We start from the raw sequence: 18254 nt of genomic DNA, 5'->3' as shown, positions 1-18254 counted from the left end.
CCGGTGGTGATCTTCGCCACCAATGGCGGCTGCGGCCTGCTGCTGAAGCGCACGCCCTTGCTGTCCGACCCGCGAGAAGACCTGCTGGCGCGGCGCGGCCTGGGCCGGAGTCTCGCGGGCCGGCGTCTCGCGGGAGGGCGCGCGCAGCACGTTGCCGCCCTGGGACGGCGCGGGGGTGGCCGGCGCCGGGGTGCGGGCCGCCGGGGCCTCGTTGCGGGCGGGCGCCTGCGGCGCGCCGCGGACGGCGCCGGGCGGGGCGCGCAGCACATTGCCCTGGGGGTTGCTGGCGGCGGGCGGCGCGCCGCCGGGCGGCACCGGCGGCTGCAGCGTGCCGCCCGAGCCCCCCAAACTCGATTGGGCCGCGACCGGGCCGGCGGCCAGCAGCAGCGCCAGCAGCGACGGCAGCAGGGCCAGGCGGGAGGGGCGGAGCACGGGCTTCGGCGGCAAGGGGAAAGGCAGCGCAGTCATGCGGCGATCACGACCGCAATGCGGCGCGTCGGTCAAGCCAAGCTTCGCGCCCCGCCGCCGCAGCGCGGCAAAATCTCCCCGCCGCGGCGCGGCAAAAACGCCCCGCATCACAGCGACAGCAGCTGGCCGGACCCGACCGCGGTCAGGAAGGTGACGACGCCGGCGACCTCGACGCCTTCGGCCAGCGGCGCCTCCTCCAGTGATTCGGCGCGCAGCCCGGCCTCGCAGACGATGCGGCGCACGCCGAGGTCGATCGCCGCATCCAGCAGCGGCGCGATGCCGACGACGCCGCGCCGCGCCAGCAGGTCTTCTCGCGGGTCGGACAGCAAGGGCGTGCGCTTCAGCAGCAGGCCGCAGCCGCCATTGGTGGCGAAGATCACCACCGGGCGGCCGATGGCGGCGGCGCCCGTGGCCAGCATCAGCGCGTAATGCCCGGCCTCGTGCCCGGCCGAGCGCAGCAGGATCCCCAGCGGCAGGCTCATGCGGCGCCTCCGACCGCGCAGGCGGCGGCGGGCACGGCGTGGCAGGACAGGTCGCGGATCCTGGGCTGATCGCCGCACAGCGCGCATTCCGGGTCGCGCCGCAGCTTCACCGTGCGGAAGCGGGCATCCAGCGCGTCCCACAGCAGCAGGCGGCCGGCCATGCTCTCGCCGATGCCCATGACTTCCTTCAGCACCTCGCTGGCCTGGAGGGACCCCATGACGCCGGTCACCGCGCCGAGCACCCCGGCCTCGGAGCAGCTGGGCACCAGGCCGGGCGGTGGCGGCTCGGGGTGCAGGCAGCGCTGGCAGGGGAAGGCATGGCCCTGATGCGACTTGAAGGTGGCCAGCTGCCCCTCGAAGCGCAGCACCGCGGCCGAGACCAGGGTGCGCCCCAGCAGGTGGCAGGCATCGCCCAGGAGGAAACGGGTCTCGAAATTGTCGGTGCCGTCGCAGACGATATCGTATTGCGGGATCAGCTCGGCGGCGGCGGCGGCGTCGAGGCGGCGCTCGTGCAGCTCCAGCCGGACCTCGGGGTTCAACCCGCGCAGCGTCTCGGCGGCGCTGTCGACCTTGGCGCGGCCGATCCGGCTCGTCGCATGCACCACCTGGCGCTGCAGGTTCGACAGCTCCAGCCGGTCGTCATCGACCAGGCCGATGGTGCCGATGCCGGCGGCGGCGAGGTAAAGCGCCAGCGGCGCGCCCAGCCCGCCGGCGCCGACCACCAGCACCCGCGCCGCGCGCAGCTTCGCCTGGCCCACCGCGCCCACTTCCTGCAGCAGGATATGGCGGGAGTAGCGATGCAGCTCCGAGTCGGTGAAGTCGAGGTCCATGGCCGACATATGGGCGGGGCCGCCGCCGGCGCGCAATGCCGGCGGAGGGGGTTAGCCCCCCAAGATCAAACCTTCGTCCCGGTGCTGCCGAAGCCGCCCGCGCCGCGCACCGTCTCGGGCAGCGTCTCGACCTCGGCCCAGCCAGCGCGGAAGACGGGCGCGACCACGCCCTGGGCGATGCGCATGCCGCGCTCGACGATGAAGGGCGCGTCGCCGCCATTCAGCACGATGACCTGCAGCTCGCCGCGATAATCCTCGTCGATGGTGCCGGGGCTGTTGGGCAGCATGATGCCGTGCTTCAGCGCCAGGCCGGAGCGCGGGCGGATCTGCAGCTCATGCCCCTCGGGCAGCGCGATCTGCAGTCCGGTCGGCACCAGCGCGCGGCCGCCGGCCGGGATGGTCAGCGGGTCGTGCACCGCCGCCAGCAGGTCGAAGCCGGCGGCGCCTTCGGTGGCGTAGCTGGGCAGGGGCAGGCCCTCGGCATGCGGCAGGCGGCGGACGGCGATGGTCAGGGTCATGAAGCTTCCGGAACAGAAGAAAATTCGGCGGCGATGCGGGCGGCGAGGCGGCGGCCGACCTCGGTCTTGGGCAGCCTGGGCCAATCCTCGACGCCATCGGCGCTGACGAGGTGGATGGTGTTCTCGGTGCCGCCGAAAACGTCGGCCGAGACGTCGTTGGCCAGGATCCAGTCGCAGCCCTTGCGGGCCAGTTTTTGCCGCGCGTGGTCGATGACATGCTCGGTCTCGGCGGCGAAGCCCACCACCAGCCGCGGCCGGCGGGCATGGCGGGAGATCGTCGCCAGGATGTCCGGGTTCAGCGCCAATTCCAGCGGCGGCGGCGCCTCGCCGGGCTTTTTCTTCATCTTCTGGGTCGCGGCATGGGCGACGCGCCAATCGGCCACGGCGGCGGCGCAGACGGCGATGTCGGCGGGCAGCGCGGCCTCGCAGGCGGCCAGCATTTCCTGCGCGGTCTCGACGCGGAGGACGTTGACGCCGGCGGGGTCGGGCAGGGCGACGGGGCCGGAGACCAGCGTCACCCGCGCGCCCAGCGCGGCAAGCGCCGTCGCGATGGCATGCCCCTGCTGCCCGCTGGAGCGGTTGCTGATGTAGCGGACCGGGTCGATCGGCTCCTGCGTCGGGCCGCTGGTGACCAGGGCATGGCGGCCGGCCAGTGGCTTTTCTGTCGGTGCCGTCAGCATCGCGGCGATGGCGTCGAAGACCTCGGCCGGCTCGGCCAGGCGCCCGGGGCCGGATTCGGATTCGGCCATGGCGCCGATGCCGGGGCCGATGCGACGGATGCCGCGGGATTCCAGCAGGGCCATGTTGGCGCGCGTCGCCGGGTGGCCCCACATCGCCCAGTTCATGGCCGGCGCCACCAGAATCGGGCGGTCGGTCGCCAGCATGACCGTGCTGGCCAGGTCGTCGGCCAGGCCATGCGCCATCTTGGCCAGGAAATCGGCCGAGGCGGGGACGACCACCATGAGCTCCGCCATGCGGGCCAGGCGGATATGGCCGATCTCGGCCTCGCCGGAGAGCGACCAGAGGTCCTGGTGCACCGGCTCGCCGGCGATGGCCTGGACGGCATGCGGCGTGACGAAGCGGGCGCCGCCGGCGGTCAGCACGGGCGTGACCCTAGCGCCGGCCTTGCGCAGCAGCCGCATCAGCTCCAGCGCCTTGAAGGCCGAGACGCTGCCGCTGATCACCAGCAGCACATGCCGGCCCTGCAGGGTCATGGCGTCAGAGCTTCCAGCCGGTGTGGATGGCGACGATGCCGCCGGAGAGGTTGCGGTAAGCCACGCGCTCGAAGCCCGCGGCCTCGAACATGCCGGCGAGCGTCGGCTGGTCGGGGAACATGCGGATGCTCTCGGCCAGGTACTGGTAGCTGTCGCCGTCCTGGGCGATGCGCTGGCCGATGGCGGGCAGCGCCTTGAAGGACCAGGCGTCGTAGAGCGGCCGCAGCGCCGCGACCTCGAGCTTCGAGAACTCCAGGACATGCATGCGGCCACCCGGGCGCAGCACCCGGAAGCCCTCGCGCAGCACGGCGTCCTTGTCGGTGCAGTTGCGCAGGCCGAAGGCCATCGAGACCTTTTCCACCGAGCGGCTGGGCAGCGGGATGTGCTCGGCGTCGCAGCAGACGAAGTCAAGGCCGGAGGCCAGCCCCTTCTCCAGCGCGCGGCCCTGGCCGACGCCCAGCATGGCGGCGTTGATATCGGCCAGGATGACCCGGCCGGCGCCGCGCTTCTTGGCCAGGAAGGCGACGTCGCCGGTGCCGGCCGCCAGGTCCAGCAGCGTGTCGCTGGCGCCGGCGCCGATGGCGGCGACGAAGGCCTGCTTCCAGGCCCGGTGCAGGCCCAGCGACATCAGGTCGTTCATCACGTCGTATCGCGGCGCGACGCTGTCGAACACCTCCCGCACCATGGACGCCTTGGCGTCGCGGGGGACTTCGCGGAAGCCGAAATCGGTGGTCTGGGTCATGGGGCGCAGCATAGCGCGGTGGCGCCCGGGGAAAAGGTGGGCCGGCGAAGCGTGGCCGTGCGGTGGTGGCGGCCGCCTTGTTGCGGCCATGGCCACGGTCGAGGCTGACGCCACCACCGGGAAGGAAGGCGCGGGACCATGGATCGATCGAGGCGATGCGGCGCGGCGCTGGCCGCCCTGATGCTGCTGGTGGCCGGTTGCGACCGGGCGCCGGGGCCGGTGGCGGGGTCCGCCGCGCCGATGGCGGCCCCGATGGCCGCCCCCGCGCCGGCCATGGCGCCGATGGCCAGCCGCAGCCTGCCGCCCCGCCTGACGCGCCTGCCGCCACCCGCCGCGGCCGAGGCCGACCGCTTCGCCAATGCCGCGCCCAGCGCCTGGCAGGTCGCCGCCGAGCAGCCGGTGGCCACCATCTCGCTGGCGCAGGACACGGCGTCCTACGCCTATGCGCGGCGGGTGATCGCCGGCGGCGCGCTGCCGGGGCCCGCGACGGTGCGGCCGGAGGAGTTCCTGAACGCCTTCGACTACGGCTATCCGCAGCCCGCCGGGGCCCAGGCCTTCGGGCAGTTCGTGTCGGTCCATCCCGCGCCCTGGGCGCCGGGGCGGCAGCTGCTGCAGATCGGGCTGCGCACGGCGAGCCCGGCGCCCTCGGCGCGGCGGCAGAAGCTGAACCTGGTGTTCCTGGTCGATGTCTCGGGCTCGATGAGCGGGCCGGACCGGCTGCCGCTGCTGCGTCAGGGGCTGCTGCTGATGCTGCCGCAGCTGACGGCCGAGGACCGGGTGTCGCTGGTCACCTATGCCAACCAGACGCGGACGGTGCTGACCGCGGTGCCGGGCGACCGGCGCGACGAGATCGCCGCCGCGGTGGAGGGGCTGCAGGCCGCCGGCGGCACGGCCGGGGGCGAGGGGCTGCGCGCCGCCTATGACCTGGCCGCGCGGCATCGCGACCCGGCGGCGGTGAACCGCGTCATCCTCGCGACCGATGGCGACTTCAATGTCGGGCCGTCGAGCCCGGCGGCGCTGGAGGCGCTGATCACCGAGCGGCGGCGGGCCGGGCTGTACCTGACCGCCATCGGCGTCGGGATGGGCAATCTGAACGACCGGACGCTGCACACCCTGGCGCGCGCCGGCAACGGCACCGCCATCCATGCCGCCACGCTGGAAGACCTGCGGCGCGGGCTGGTGGAGGATCTGGCGGGGAACATCCTGCCGGTGGCCGACGACGTGAAGCTGCAGGTGGAGTTCAACCCGGCCCGCGTCGCGCAGTACCGGCTGATCGGCTTCGAGACGCGGCAGCTGCGGGCCGAGGACCTGACCAACGACCGGGTGGATGCGGGGGAGATCGGCTCGGGGCGGAGCGTGACCGCGCTGTTCGAGATCGTCGAGGCGGGGAGCGACGCGACGCCGATCCCGCCGCGGCGTTATGCGGCGGCGCCGGCCGCGGGCGTGCGGTCGGCGGAGCTCGGCTTCCTGCGGGTGGCCTACAAGCCGGCGGGGGAGGCGCGCAGCCGGCAGATCGACCGGCCGATCACCGAGGCGGACCGGGTGGCCAGCCTGGCGGCGGCGCCCGAGGCAGCGCGCTGGGCGGCGGCGGTGGCGGGCTTCGCCGAGCGCTTGCGGCGGTCCGAGCAGATTGGCGGCTGGTCTTTCGCCGAGTCCCTGGCGCTGGCCGAGGCCGCCCGCGGGGAGGATCGCGATGGCCGCCGTGCGGAGCTGGTGGCGGCGCTCCGGATGGCGGCTGCGCTGGAGTCGTCGGCACGCTGAACCGACAGAAAAAAGATGGGGGTCCGGGGGAATTCCTTCCCCCGGCCTTTGCTTACGCTTTCCGCCGCCGCCTGAGCAGCTCCATCGGCTTCAGCGCCCCCAGCGCCGCCGTGGTGCCGAAATAGACGGCCATCCCGACGCCGACGAAGAGCCCGAGGCCGAGGAGGCGGAGCAGCGCGCCTTCGGGGTGGACGACCTGCTCCATCCCGAGAAGGGCTGCCGTCATGACGATGCTGGCCAGCACCAGGCGCCAGAGGTTCCGGCGCAGGCGGCGGTCGGCGAGGAACTGGCCACGGCGCCACAGGATGAAGGCGAGCAGCCCGGCATTGACCCAGGCGGCCATGGAGGTGGCGAGGGCGATGCCGACATGGGCCAGGAACTGGATCAGGGTCAGGCTCAGCGACAGGTTCACCGCCACCACCAGGATGCCGATCTTGACCGGGGTGGCGGTGTCGGCGCGGGCGAAGAAGCCGGGGGCGAAGGCCTTGATCAGGACGAAGGCGGGCAGGCCGAGGGCATAGGCCTGCAGCGCCTCGGCGGTGGCGAGGGCGGCCGCGGCGTCCATGGCGCCGCGCTGGAACAGCACCTGGACGATGGGGGTGGCGAGCACGACCAGGGCGGCGGCGGCCGGCAGGGTCAGGCCGAGGGAGAGCTCGATCGCCCGGTTCATGCTGCGATGGGCGGACAGCCGGTGGCCGGCGCGCAGTTGGCGGGACAGGACGGGCAGCAGGGCGGTGCCGATGGCGGCGCCGACCACGCCGAGCGGCAGCTGCGCCACGCGGTCGGCGTAGTTCAGCATGCTGACGGCGCCGGCCGGCAGCAGGGAGGCGATGAAGATGTCGATGGCCAGGCTGAGCTGGGTGATGCTGGCGCCGAGCAGGCCGGGCAGCATGGTGCGGATGACCTGGCGGGTCTCCGGCGTGACCTTGGGCCAGGAGATCAGGCGGAAGCCGAAGCCGGCCTTGCGCGCCGAATAGACCACCAGCGCCAGCTGCGCGACGCCGGAGGCCATGGTGCCCCAGGCGAGGGCATGGGCCGGCGTCGCCACGAAGGGGGTCAGCGCGAGGAGCGAGCCGATGGCGAAGAGGTTGAACAGCAGCGGCGCGCCGGCGGCCATGGCGAAGCGGTCGACGGCGTTCAGCACGCCGCTGACGAGCGCCGTCAGGCAGATGAACAGCAGGTAGGGGAAGGTGATGCGGGACAGCTCGACGACCAGCTCGAAGCGGTAGGGGTCGTCGGCCAGGCCCGGGGTGAGGACGCGCATCACCTGGGGCATGAAGACCATGCCGAGGACGACCAGCAGGCTGAGCCAGAGCGACATCAGGGTCGACATGCGCTCGGCCAGGTCGCGGGCGCGGCGGGGGCCTTCCAGGGTCAACAGGCCGGTGAAGGCGGGGACGAAGGCGGCGTTGAAGGCGCCTTCGCCGAACAGGCGGCGGAACAGGTTGGGCAGGCGCAGCGCGATGAAGAAGGCGTCGGCCTGCGGCCCGGCGCCCAGCGTCGCCGCGATCGCCATGTCGCGCAGGAAGCCCAGGATGCGGCTGACGAAGGTCCAGCCGCCGATGGTCAGCACGTTGCGGAACATGGACCCTGCCCCAGAGAGACAAGCAGACGGAAAAAGGGCGGCGGAGCCATCAGGCCCACGCCGCCCGCCGGAAAGACGATCAGGCGTTGGCGATCGGCGGCGGCATGGTGTCGGCGCTGGACTGGCCGCGGCGCGACTGCCACAGCGCCACGAAGTCGATCGGCGTCAGCAGGACGGGCGGGAAGCCGCCGTCGCGGGTGATGTCGGCCAGGATGTTGCGGGCGAAGGGGAACAGCAGGCGCGGGCATTCGACCAGCAGCAGCGGCTCGACCAGGTTCGGCTCGACGTTCAGGGTGAAGATGCCGCAATAGACCAGCTCGGCGATGAAGGCGGTCTGGCTGGCGCCGTCCTGGCCGGGGACCTGGGCGTCGGCGCGGATCTGCAGCGAGACCTCGAAGACATTGCCGCCCTGCTGCAGCGGGCGGGCCTGGACGTCGAGGGCCAGGTCGATGCGCGGCTGCTCGCGCAGCGTCGCGAAGATCTCCGGCGCGCCCGGGACCTCGAAGGACAGGTCCTTGGTGTATTGCAGGTTCATCAGCAGCGGGCCGGGCGGCACCGCGCCGTTCGCGGCGCCGTTGGGCGCCTGGGCGTCGGGCGGCAGAGAGGTGTCGGACATGCGGGCCCCCAAAGGCGGTTCGATTGCACAGGTCGATGGCGGGGGGCGGGGTAGCACGGCCCGCCCGCCCGTCACAGCCCCGAAGCCGCAGGCGTCAGGGGTGCTTCCAGGAGATGCTGGCGGGGGCGGCCTCGGTCGGGTCGCAGCGCAGCCATTCGCCGTTGGTCACCGACTGGCCGGTCATCGACAGGATGAAGCCCCAATGGGAGACGACCACGGTGTTCTCCCAGTCGGCGAGCGCCGACATCTCCGCCCGGAACAGTTTCGCGCGGGATTCGACCTGGTCGGCGGGTTCTTCCACCGCGGGCCACCAGACCTCGTCGATATGGTCCAGGTCGAGCCCGGGCCAGTCGAGCCGCAGCTGGGTGCGGGGCGAGCCGACGTCGCAGACGAAGGCGTAGCGTTCCCGCACCAGCGGCTGGATCAGCACCGGCAGGCCGAGCTTCTTCGCCAGCGGCGCCGCGGTCTGCAAAGCGCGGGTATAGGGGCTGGCGATGATGCGGCGGATCGGCGGCGCGGCGCCGGGGGCGGTCAGCGCCTCGGCGGCCTGGGCGGCCTGGTCATGGCCCAGCGCGGTCAGCTTCGGGTCCTTGATGCCGGGGTCGCGCCGGGTGGCGGTGAAATGCAGGTTGAACTCGCTCTGGCCGTGACGCAGCAGAATCATCGCGAAACTCCGGTAAGGGCGGCGCCTTGGGCAGTAGCGAGCGTCCCATCGGCCGGCAAGTCGTGCAATAGAGAGGCCAGCGCGTCGCATCATCGTCGCATTGCCGTTGCGGTGAGGCCCCCTGCCACCTAGATGTGACACATGAGGAGAATGCAATGTCCGGCGGCTTCCCGGTCGATCTGATCCTGTTCGCCATGGTGGCCGCCTTCCTGGTGCTGCGTCTGCGCAGCGTCCTGGGCCGTCGCCAGGGCTTCGAGCGCCCGCCGCAGGAGCGGCCGGTGCCCGGCCAGCCTGTGCCCGGGCCGCGCCAGGCCGATGCCGCGCAGCCGCCGGCGGCGGTTCCCGGCGGGCCGCGGCTGGTGCTGCCCGACCAGCGCAGCCCGGTGGGCCAGGCGCTGACCCGCATCCGCGGGTCGGATGCCGGCTTCGACCCGGCCGGCTTCCTGGGCGGGGCCGAGGGCGCCTTCCGCATGATCGTCACGGCCTTCGCCGCGGGCGACCGGGCGACGCTGCGCAATCTGCTGTCCGACGACACCTATGCCGGCTTCGAGGGCGCCATCACCGCCCGCGAATCGGCCGGGGAGCAGCAGCGGACCGAAATCCGCTCGGTGCACGAGATGGGGATCGAGGCGGCGGACCTGCGCGGCAATGTCGCCGATGTCACGGTGCGCATCGTCTCCGACCAGCTGAACCTGACCACGGCGGCGGATGGCACCGAGGTTGCGGGCACCGAGGCGGTGACCGAGATCACCGACCTGTGGACCTTCCAGCGCGACCTGCGCAGCACGGACCCGACCTGGAAGCTGGTCGCCACGCAGTCGGCCTGATCCGCTTCGTGGCTGTCCGATCGAATGTCATGGCCAGGGGCGTCACCGTCCCTGGCCTTCTTTTTTGCGCAGCCCTGACGCTGTTGGCCGGCTGCGCCCAGGCGCCGCAGCGGGTGGCCGAGCTGCCCGGCTGGGGCGAGGACCGGCTGTCCGAGGCGCTGCCGGCCTTCATCGCCGGCTGCCGGCCGCCGGCGCTGCCGGCGCCGCTCTGCGCCGAGGCGCGCGCTTTGCCGCCGGGCGACGACGCGGCGGCGCGGCGGTTCTTCGAGACACGCTTCACCCTGCGCGCCGCCGGCGAGGGGCTGATGACCGGCTATTACGAGCCGGAGCTGCGGGGTTCCCTGACCCAGCCGGCGACGGCCGATCCGGCGCCGCTGCGGGGGCGGCCGGCCGACCTGGTGGAGGTCGATCTCGGGGCGTTCTCGACCGAGCTGCGCGGCAAGCGGGTGGCTGGAAAGGTCGAGGGCGGGCGGCTGGTGCCCTATCCGGACCGGGCCGCCATCGAGGCAGGGGGCAGCCCGGCCCCGGTGCTGCTCTGGGCCGACGACGCGGCCGACAAGTTTTTCCTGCAGATCCAGGGCTCGGGGCGGGTGGTGCTGCCGGATGGCAGCGTGCGGCGGCTCGGCTATGCCGCCGCCAATGGCCGCGCCTATGTGCCGATCGGGCGCCTGCTGGCGGATCGCGGCGAGATCCCGCGGGCGGAGGTCTCGATGCAGAGCATCCTGGCCTGGCTGGAGCGCGCGGGGCCCGAGCGGGCGCGGGCGCTGATGGACGAGAACCCGTCCTACGTCTTCTTCCGCGAGCGGTCGGCGCGGCCCGAGGAAGGCCCGGTGGGATCGCAGGGGGTGCCGCTGACGCCGCTGCGGTCGATCGCGGTGGACCGGGCGCATATCCCGCTGGGGCGGCCGGTGTGGATCGTGGCGAAGCACCCGGTCAGCGGCGTGCCGATGCGGCGCCTGGTGCTGGCGCAGGACACGGGCGGGGCGATTCGCGGCGAGGCGCGGGCCGACCTGTTCTGGGGGTGGGGCAGCGAGGCGCGCGAGGCGGCCGGGTTGATGAAGGAGCGCGCCGAGGTTTTTGTGTTGGAGCCCAACTGACAGAAAAAAGATGGGGGTCCGGGGGAATTCCTTCCCCCGGCCTTTCTTGTTGTCAGCCGCGCTTAACGCTCCAGGGATAAGGCGCCGTCCCTTCGAGCAGCCCGGTCAGCTCCTTGCGGAAGGCGGTCCGCACGGTGAACTGCCCCAGCGGCACGGTGGCGACTTCCTCCAGCCCGAGGCGTCCGAGCTCGGCTGCGGCCTTCTTCTGGCCGGCCTCGTCGGCGGCGAAGAGCCATTCCTCGGTCAGCGCCTCGGCGCGGTCGCTCTTCCACCAGCCGAACCAGCCGGCGTCGCCCTGGCCACGGATCAGCGGCGACATGGCCGGGCTGCCGTAGAAGGCGGCGGGTCCGGTGGTGTGGAAGATGCTCCAGCCGCCCTTGTCGGTGGCCTCGCGGGAGTTGCGGCGCTGGATGACGGTGCCCCAGTCGCTTTCCATCAGGTCGACATTCATGCCGATCTTGCCCAGCGCATCCGCCGTCACCTGGCCCAGCGGCCCGATATCGGGGAAGTCGGTGGGGTTGATGATGGTGACCTTCTGGTTGGCGTAGCCGGCCTCCTTCAGCATGGCCCGCGCCTTGTTCAGGTCGCCCGGCATCAGGTCGGCATTGTCGGCGTAGTAGGGGGTGCGCTTCGGCCAGATGCTGCGGGTGTCGGTCCAGGCCGAGGTGTCGTCGCCCTGCGCCGCGCGCATGTAGTTTTCCTGGATCACCGAGGCCAGCACGGCGCGGCGGATCTTCGGGTCGTTGAAGGGCGCCTGCAGGCAGTTCAGCCGGGCCAGCGCCAGGCGGCCGGCCTTGTCCAGCACCTCGCGGCGGACATCGCGGGCGCGGGCCAGCATGGGCTGCAGGTCGACCTGGGGGCGTTCCCACCAGTCGATCTCGCCATTGACCAGGGCGCCGGCGGCGGTGGCGGCATCGGGGATGATGTGCCACTCGATGCGCTGGAAATTGGCGACCTTGCCGCCGGTGGCGAAATCGGGCGCCTCCTGGCGGGGGACGTAGTCGGCGAATTTCTCATAGACCGCGCGGCTGCCGGAATTGTACTCGCCGGCCAGGAAGCGATAGGGGCCGGAGCCGATCATCTCCGGCACCTGCTTGGTCGCGTCGGTCTTGGCCAGGCGCTCCGGCATGATGAAGGCGCAGCCGTCGGTCTTGCCCAGCGCCGTGGTCAGCAGCGGGAAGGGGCGCTTCAGCCGGATCTCGAAGCTGCGGTCGTCGACGACGCGCCATTCCTCGGTGACGCGGGCGACCAGCTGGCCGAAGGGGTCGCGCACCACCCAGCGCTGCAGGGAGGCCACGCAGTCGCGGGCGCGCACCGGCTCGCCGTCATGGAACTTCAGCCCCGGGCGCAGCGTGATGCGCCACAGCTTGCCGTCGTCGGAGACGGTGTGGCCCTCGGCCATCTGCGGCTGCGGGCGCAGCTGGCTGTCCAGCGAATAGAGCGTGTCGAAGACGTAGTAGCCGTGGTTGGCGGTGACGGTCGCGGTGGTCCAGATCGGGTCCAGCGCGGTCAGGTTGGCCTGCGGCACGAAGCGCAGCGTGCTGGCCCGGCTGTTCTGGCCAAGGGCGGGGGCGGCGAGCATGGGGGCGGCGAGCAGGCCGAGGGTCGCGCCGGCGCCCCCTTTGAACAGACTGCGACGAAGCATGGCGGGTCCTCCAGCGAAACGGCCGGCATGCTGCGCTCGCTTGGCTGCCATGCCAACGGGTCTTCGCGAGGCTTTTTTTTCTTGCTGCGGTGCAGCAGGATCTTGGCGAGCGGGGTGAAGAGTTGCGGCCAGGGCAAAGCTGGCGCGGGACGCTGGACCGTGGGGGCGCGCTCGCTTTAGGAAAGCCCTCATGAATGCCCGCCCCCCGCTCTCCGCCGAAGGCGCGACCCCGGCCATGGCCCAGTGGTTCGCCGCCAAGGCCGCGCATCCCGACGCCCTGGTGTTCTTCCGCATGGGCGATTTTTTCGAGCTGTTCTTCGATGATGCGGTGGCGGCGGGGGAGGCGCTGGGCCTGGCGGTGGCGCATCGCGGCGAGCTGCGCGGGCAGCCGATCCCGATGGCGGGCGTGCCGGTGCATGCGATGGAGAACTACCTGGCCCGGCTGATCCGCGCCGGGCACAAGGTCGCCATCTGCGAGCAGCGCGAGACGCCGGAACAGGCCAAGGCGCGCCGCGCGCCGACCATCCGGCGGGAGGTGGTGCGGCTGGTCACCCCCGGCACGCTGACCGAGGACTCTTTGCTGGATGGCGCGCGGCCGGCCTGGCTGCTGGCGCTGGCGGGCGCGGCGGGGGAGCTGGGCGCGGCCTGGGTCGACCTGTCCACCGGGTCCTTCGCCACCGAGATCCTGCCGCAGGCCGAGATCGGCGCGCTGCTGGCCCGCCTCGAGCCCGCCGAGATCCTGGTCGACGAGGCGCTGGGCAGCCTCGCCGCGCTGCGCCAGGTGCCGGAGAAGGTCACCAGCCGGCTGGCGCCGCGCGACCCGGTGCGGCGGCTGACCGATTTCTATGCGGTGGCCGGGCTCGACGGCTTCGGCAGCTTCGCCGAGGCGGAGCTGGCCGCGGCCGCGCTCGCCCTCGACTATGTCCGCGCGACCCAGGGCGAGGCTGCCCCCCGGCTGCGCCCGCCGGAGCCGCAGGGCGGGCGGGAAGTGCTGCGGATGGATGCCGCCACCCGCCGCAGCCTGGAGATCCTGCGCAGCGAGCGCGGCGAGACGCGCAACTGCCTGCTGGCCGCGGTCGATCGCACGCTGACCGCCTCCGGCTGCCGGGAGCTGGCGGCGCGGCTGGGGGCGCCGCTGACCGATGCCGGGGCGATCGGCGCCCGGCACGACGCGGTGGGCTTCCTGCTCGGCGACGCGCCGCTGCGGGCGATGCTGCGCGGCGCGCTGAAGGGCGCGCCGGACATGGCCCGCGCGCTGGCCCGGCTGGCGCTGGACCGTTTCGCGCCGCGGGATCTCGCCGCCCTCCGCGACGGGCTGACCCGGGCCGAGGCCATGGCCGAAGCCCTGGCCGGCGTCGACGCGGCCCTGCCGCCGCTGCTGGACGAGGCGCGCGACCTGCTGCTGCCGAAGGCCTCGCCGCGCGCCGAGCTGGAGCGGGCGCTGGCGGAGGAGCTGCCGGCGCGGCTGGAGGACGGCAACCTGGTCGCCCCCGGCTATGATGGCGAGCTGGATGCGCTGAAGCGGCTGCGCGACGATGCCCGCGGCGCCATCGCCGGGCTGCAGATGCGCCTGGCCCAGTCCTGGGGGGTGGCCAGCGTCAAGGTCCGCCACCACCAGCAATTCGGCTACCTGGCGGAGATGCCGGCCGCCGCCGGCGAGAAGCTGCTGCGCGACCCGCCGGCCGGGCTGGAGGCCGAGGGGCTGGCGCCGATCCACCGCCAGACCATGGCCAATGCGCATCGCTTCACCTGCGCGGCGCTCGCCGAGCTCGACCGCAAGCTGGCCGCGGCCGGGGAGCAGGCCCAGAAGCGCGAGATCGTCGTGGTGCGGCACCTGCGCGCGCTGTGCCTGGACGCCGCGCGGGTGCTGGATGCCAGCGCCATGGCCATGGCCGAGATCGACATCCACGCCGCGGCCGCCGAGCTCGCGGCCGGCGGCGGCTGGTGCCGGCCGACGCTCACCGAGCGCGCCGATTTCCGCATCCGCCAGGGCCGCCACCCGGTGGTGGAGGCGGCGCTGGCCCGGTCGCGGGGTCCGGCCTTCGTGCCGAACGACGCCGACCTGTCCGGCGGCCAGCGGCTGTGCCTGCTGACCGGGCCGAACATGGCGGGCAAGTCGACCTTCCTGCGGCAGAACGCCATCATGGTGGTGCTGGCCCAGGCGGGGATGTTCGTGCCCGCCCGCGAGGCGCGGCTCGGGCTGGTCGACCGGCTGTTCTCCCGCGTCGGCGCCGCCGACGACATCGCCGGCGGCCGCTCCACCTTCATGGTCGAGATGACCGAGACGGCCGCCATTCTGAACCAGGCGACGTCGCGCAGCCTGGTGGTGCTGGACGAGGTCGGCCGCGGCACCGCCACCTGGGACGGCTTGGCCATCGCCTGGAGCGTGCTGGAGGCGCTGCATGACCGCATCCGCTGCCGCGCCGTCTTCGCCACGCATTTCCACGAGCTGACCGCGCTGTCCGGCAAGCTGCCGGAGCTGCAGCTGGCCAATATGAAGGTGCGCGAGCATCGCGGCGAGGTGGTGTTCCAGCACCTGGTCGGCGCCGGGGCGGCGGAGAAGTCCTGGGGGCTGCATGTCGCCCGGCTGGCCGGCGTGCCGCGCGCCGTCACCCAGCGCGCCGGGGCCGTGCTGGCGGCGCTGGAGACCCGCGCCCGGGGGCTGGAGCCGCTGGCGGAGGAGCTGCCGCTGTTCGGCGGAACCAGGACGGAACCGGATTCGCAGGGCGCCGCCGAGGCCGTCTCTCAACCAGCGGGCGAAGAGGCGGTGCTCGGCACCGCGCTGGCGGCGCTGGACCCCGACCGGATGTCGCCACGGGAGGCCCTGGAGGCGCTCTATCGCCTGAAATTGCTGCAAGGCAGCAACGGTCGCAGCAATTTGCCGCAGGATGCTGTTACCCCAGGCACGAGCGCGATAAACTCGGTCGGATGAGAAGCTCCGGCGACGTGTCTGACGCCTTTGCCGCCCATGATGGCGGGTCCAGTGTTGGCCCCGAAGGCGCGGCCGTGACCCTGCGGCCGCTGCCCGACGTGGTGCTCGACCTGATCCCCAGCCCGGGCGCGCCGGTGGGGCGGGACGTCGCGCTGATGCTGCTGCGGCGGCAGCTGGGCCGCATCCAGTCCCGCGTGCAGGAAGCCTTCGAGGCGCATGCCCTGTCCGGCCTGACCGCCGCCCGCATGCTGGGCGAGCTGACCGACGGGCTGATCTTCGCCATCCACGCCTATACCCTGGCCGAGGTCGCCCCCGGCCAGGCGCGGCCCGGCCAGACCGAGCCCGGCGCCGATGGCCTGGCCGGCACCACCGAGCCGCCCTTCGTGCTGGCCGCCACCGGCGGCTATGGCCGCGGCGTGCTGGCGCCCTATTCCGACATCGACCTGCTGTTCCTGTCCGACCGGCCGCTCGGCCCGCGCGGGCGGCGGGCGGTGGAGTTCATGCTGTACCTGCTGTGGGACCTCGGGCTGAAGGTCGGCCACGCCACCCGCAGCATCCGCGAATGCCTGGAAGATGCGCGCGGCGACGCCACCATCCAGACCGCGCTGCTCGATGGCCGCTTCCTGGCCGGCGACGCGGCCGTCTTCGCGAACTTCGAGGAGGCCTTCGCCAATGCCCGGCAGGAATGGGGCATCGGCCAGTTCCTGGCCGCCAAGCGGGCCGAGCGCACCGCGCGCCACCGCCGCTACGGCGACAGCCCCTATCTGGTCGAGCCGCATCTGAAGGAAGGCCGCGGGGGCCTGCGCGACATCCAGACCATGTACTGGCTGGCGCGCTACGCCTTCGGCGCGCGCCGCATGCCGGAGCTGGTCGGGCCCGACAGCCCCGGCGGCGGGCTGCTGACGGCGCGCGAGGCGCGGGCCTTCAAGCGCGCCTGGGACTTCCTGTGGACGGTGCGCTTCCACCTGCACTACGTCACCGGCCGCGCCGAGGAGCGCCTGACCTTCGACCTGCAGCCCGTCGTCGGCGCCCGCATGGGCTACACCCGGCACGGCAAGCAGGACGGGGTGGAACGCTTCATGAAGCACCTGTTCCTCACCGCCCGCGACGTCGTCCGCCTGTCGCGCCTGCTGGAGCCGGCGATCGAGCGCGCCACCCTCGGCCTGCCGGCGGTGCAGCGCGCGCCCGACCCGGCGCTGGCGGTGGCCGGCGTCGCCATCGCCGATGGCAAGCTGCTTTTCGCGCCGGACCGCTCGGTGGAGCAGGAGCCGGCGATGATGCTGCGCCTGGTCCGCGCCGCCCGCGACCGCGGCATGGAGCTGCATCCGCTGGCGCATCGCGCGCTGATCCGCAGCGCCCCGCTCGCCCAGGGGCTGCGCGGCGACGCGGAAGCCAGCGAGCTGTTCCTCGACCTGCTGTCGGGCCGCGATTCCGCCAAGTGGATGCGGGTGCTGAACGAGGTGGGCTTCCTGTCCCGCTTCATCCCGGACTGGGCCCGCATCGTCGGCCTGATGCAGTTCGACACCTACCATGTCTTCACCGTCGAGGAGCACACGATCGAGGCGATCGCCGTGCTCAACCAGCTGGAAGCGGGCGAGCTGGCCGAAGCCGCACCGGTCGCCAGCGAGCTGGTCGGTCAGCTGCATTCGCGCCGCGCCCTGCATGTGGCGATGCTGCTGCACGACATCGCCAAGGGCCGCGGCGGCGACCATTCGGAGCTCGGCGCCGGCATCGCCCTCGAGATCTGCCCGCGCCTCGGCCTGACGCCGGAGGAGACCGAGACGGTCTCCTGGCTGGTGCTGAACCATCTCCTGGTCAGCCAGACTGCCTTCAAGCGCGACATCGACGACCCGAAGACCATCCTCGACATCGCCGAGGTGGTGCAGTCGCCGGAACGCCTGCGCCTGCTGCTGGTGCTGACCGTCGCCGACATGCGCGCCGTCGGCCCCAAGGTCTGGAACGGCTGGAAGGCCACCCTGCTGCGCGAGCTGTACTGGCGCGTCGCCGAGGTGCTGGCCGGCGGGCTGTCGGTGCCCGAGCGCGACGTGCGCGTGGCCCGCGCCAAGCAGGCGGCGGCGGCGATGCTGGAGGACCAGCCGAAGCCGGCGGTCGAGCATTTCCTCGGCCTCGGCTATCCCGGCTACTGGCTGTCCTTCGACCCGGAAAGCCACGCCCGCCACGCCGCCCTGATCCGCGACGCCGAGGGCCGCGGCGCGCCGCTCTCGGTCTCGACCCGGGTGCTGGAAGCCCGCGCGGTGACCGAGGTCACTGTCTACTGCTCCGACCATCCGGGCCTGTTCAGCCGCATCGCCGGGGCGCTGGCCGTGGCGGGGGCGACCATCGTCGATGCCCGCATCCACACCATGACCAACGGCATGGCGCTGGACACCTTCTGGGTGCAGGACGCGCAAGGCGGCGCCTTTGATGCGCCGCACCGGATGGCGCGGCTGTCCGTGCTGATCGAGCAGGCGCTGTCCGGCCGGCTGAACCTGGTCCAGGAAATCCGGAAAGTTCGGCGCGAGCCCGCCCGGCTGCGCGCCGTGCAGGTGCCGGGCCGCGTGGTGATCGACAACTTCGCCAGCAACACCCACACGGTGATCGAGCTGAACGGCCGCGACCGCCCGGGCCTGCTGCATGACGTGACCGGCGCGATCTCGGCGCAGGGGCTGCAGATCGCCTCGGCCCATATCACCACCTATGGCGTGCGGGCGGTGGACGTCTTCTACGTGAAGGACGTCTTCGGGCTGAAGATCGAGAACGAACGCAAGCTCGCCGCGCTGCGCGCCGCGCTGCTGGTGGCGCTGGGGACGCCGGCGGAGGATGAAGGCGGAGACTAAGGCCAGGGGAATGAATTCCCCTTTTCTTTCGGACTG

At 72.7% G+C, this 18254-nt stretch carries 14 protein-coding genes and 1 pseudogene; 5 read left to right on the top strand and 10 right to left on the bottom strand.

Features of this window, described 5'->3' with window-relative positions:
• The 6 genes and pseudogenes from GVN67_RS12050 to GVN67_RS12025 form a co-directional block, all read right to left on the bottom strand.
• Positions 1-468, bottom strand: a pseudogene (locus GVN67_RS12050) (hypothetical protein); the annotation flags it as partial.
• A gap of 107 nt (positions 469-575) precedes the next feature.
• Positions 576-950, bottom strand: a complete 375-nt coding sequence (locus GVN67_RS12045) for a DsrE family protein (protein WP_159996164.1) — start codon at positions 948-950, stop codon at positions 576-578.
• Positions 947-1789: a molybdopterin-synthase adenylyltransferase MoeB gene (locus tag GVN67_RS12040; protein ID WP_159996162.1), complete on the bottom strand. Its 843-nt coding sequence runs from the start codon at positions 1787-1789 to the stop codon at positions 947-949. The genes GVN67_RS12045 and GVN67_RS12040 overlap by 4 nt, the downstream gene beginning before the upstream one ends.
• Before the next feature lie 56 nt (positions 1790-1845).
• On the bottom strand, positions 1846-2298 hold the full coding sequence (gene dut / locus GVN67_RS12035; RefSeq protein WP_159996160.1) for a dUTP diphosphatase: 453 nt from the start codon (positions 2296-2298) through the stop codon (positions 1846-1848).
• Positions 2295-3512 (bottom strand): bifunctional phosphopantothenoylcysteine decarboxylase/phosphopantothenate--cysteine ligase CoaBC, encoded by a 1218-nt coding sequence (coaBC, locus tag GVN67_RS12030; protein ID WP_159996158.1) that lies wholly within the window; start codon positions 3510-3512, stop codon positions 2295-2297. Before coaBC ends, dut begins: the two co-directional genes overlap by 4 nt.
• Positions 3513-3516: 4 nt before the next feature.
• A complete protein-coding gene (locus GVN67_RS12025; RefSeq protein WP_159996156.1) occupies positions 3517-4254 on the bottom strand; it encodes a class I SAM-dependent methyltransferase in 738 nt (245 codons plus the stop codon).
• 138 nt (positions 4255-4392) lie between these two features.
• Here GVN67_RS12025 and GVN67_RS12020 point away from each other — a divergent pair, with 138 nt between their 5' ends.
• On the top strand, positions 4393-6015 hold the full coding sequence (locus GVN67_RS12020) for a von Willebrand factor type A domain-containing protein (protein ID WP_159996154.1): 1623 nt from the start codon (positions 4393-4395) through the stop codon (positions 6013-6015).
• A gap of 52 nt (positions 6016-6067) precedes the next feature.
• On the opposite strand, the gene murJ is transcribed toward GVN67_RS12020, so the two are convergent.
• From murJ to GVN67_RS12005, 3 genes are all read right to left on the bottom strand, one after another.
• The gene (murJ, locus tag GVN67_RS12015; protein ID WP_159996152.1) at positions 6068-7600 is read right to left on the bottom strand and encodes a murein biosynthesis integral membrane protein MurJ; all 1533 of its coding nucleotides are present in this window, start codon (positions 7598-7600) and stop codon (positions 6068-6070) included.
• Positions 7601-7679: 79 nt separating this feature from the next.
• Positions 7680-8216, bottom strand: a complete 537-nt coding sequence (secB, locus tag GVN67_RS12010) for a protein-export chaperone SecB (protein ID WP_159996150.1) — start codon at positions 8214-8216, stop codon at positions 7680-7682.
• A 94-nt stretch (positions 8217-8310) separates the two neighbouring features.
• A complete protein-coding gene (locus tag GVN67_RS12005; RefSeq protein WP_159996148.1) occupies positions 8311-8880 on the bottom strand; it encodes a histidine phosphatase family protein in 570 nt (189 codons plus the stop codon).
• A 155-nt stretch (positions 8881-9035) separates the two neighbouring features.
• On the opposite strand from GVN67_RS12005, the gene GVN67_RS12000 reads away from it, so the two are divergent.
• The gene (locus GVN67_RS12000) at positions 9036-9707 is read left to right on the top strand and encodes a Tim44/TimA family putative adaptor protein (protein ID WP_159996146.1); all 672 of its coding nucleotides are present in this window, start codon (positions 9036-9038) and stop codon (positions 9705-9707) included.
• An 8-nt stretch (positions 9708-9715) separates the two neighbouring features.
• Positions 9716-10804 (top strand): murein transglycosylase A, encoded by a 1089-nt coding sequence (locus tag GVN67_RS11995; RefSeq protein WP_235035259.1) that lies wholly within the window; start codon positions 9716-9718, stop codon positions 10802-10804.
• 52 nt (positions 10805-10856) lie between these two features.
• Here the strand turns inward: GVN67_RS11995 and GVN67_RS11990 are convergent, their stop codons facing one another.
• On the bottom strand, positions 10857-12449 hold the full coding sequence (locus GVN67_RS11990; protein WP_159996144.1) for an ABC transporter substrate-binding protein: 1593 nt from the start codon (positions 12447-12449) through the stop codon (positions 10857-10859).
• A gap of 190 nt (positions 12450-12639) precedes the next feature.
• Here GVN67_RS11990 and mutS point away from each other — a divergent pair, with 190 nt between their 5' ends.
• Together mutS and GVN67_RS11980 are read left to right on the top strand one after the other, a co-directional pair.
• Complete coding sequence (gene mutS / locus GVN67_RS11985) at positions 12640-15381, top strand: DNA mismatch repair protein MutS (protein WP_159996142.1); 2742 nt, start codon at positions 12640-12642, stop codon at positions 15379-15381.
• Positions 15378-18218, top strand: coding sequence for a [protein-PII] uridylyltransferase (locus tag GVN67_RS11980; RefSeq protein ID WP_159996140.1), 2841 nt, complete (start codon positions 15378-15380; stop codon positions 18216-18218). The genes mutS and GVN67_RS11980 overlap by 4 nt, the downstream gene beginning before the upstream one ends.
• The last annotated feature ends 36 nt before the right edge of the window (positions 18219-18254 follow it).

It is taken from the genome of Roseomonas sp. 18066 (assembly GCF_902706185.1).
In the GTDB taxonomy this organism is placed as follows: domain Bacteria; phylum Pseudomonadota; class Alphaproteobacteria; order Acetobacterales; family Acetobacteraceae; genus Pseudoroseomonas.
The sequence above is the reverse complement of the archived record's forward strand: the minus strand, read 5'-3'. Positions and strand labels throughout refer to the sequence as shown.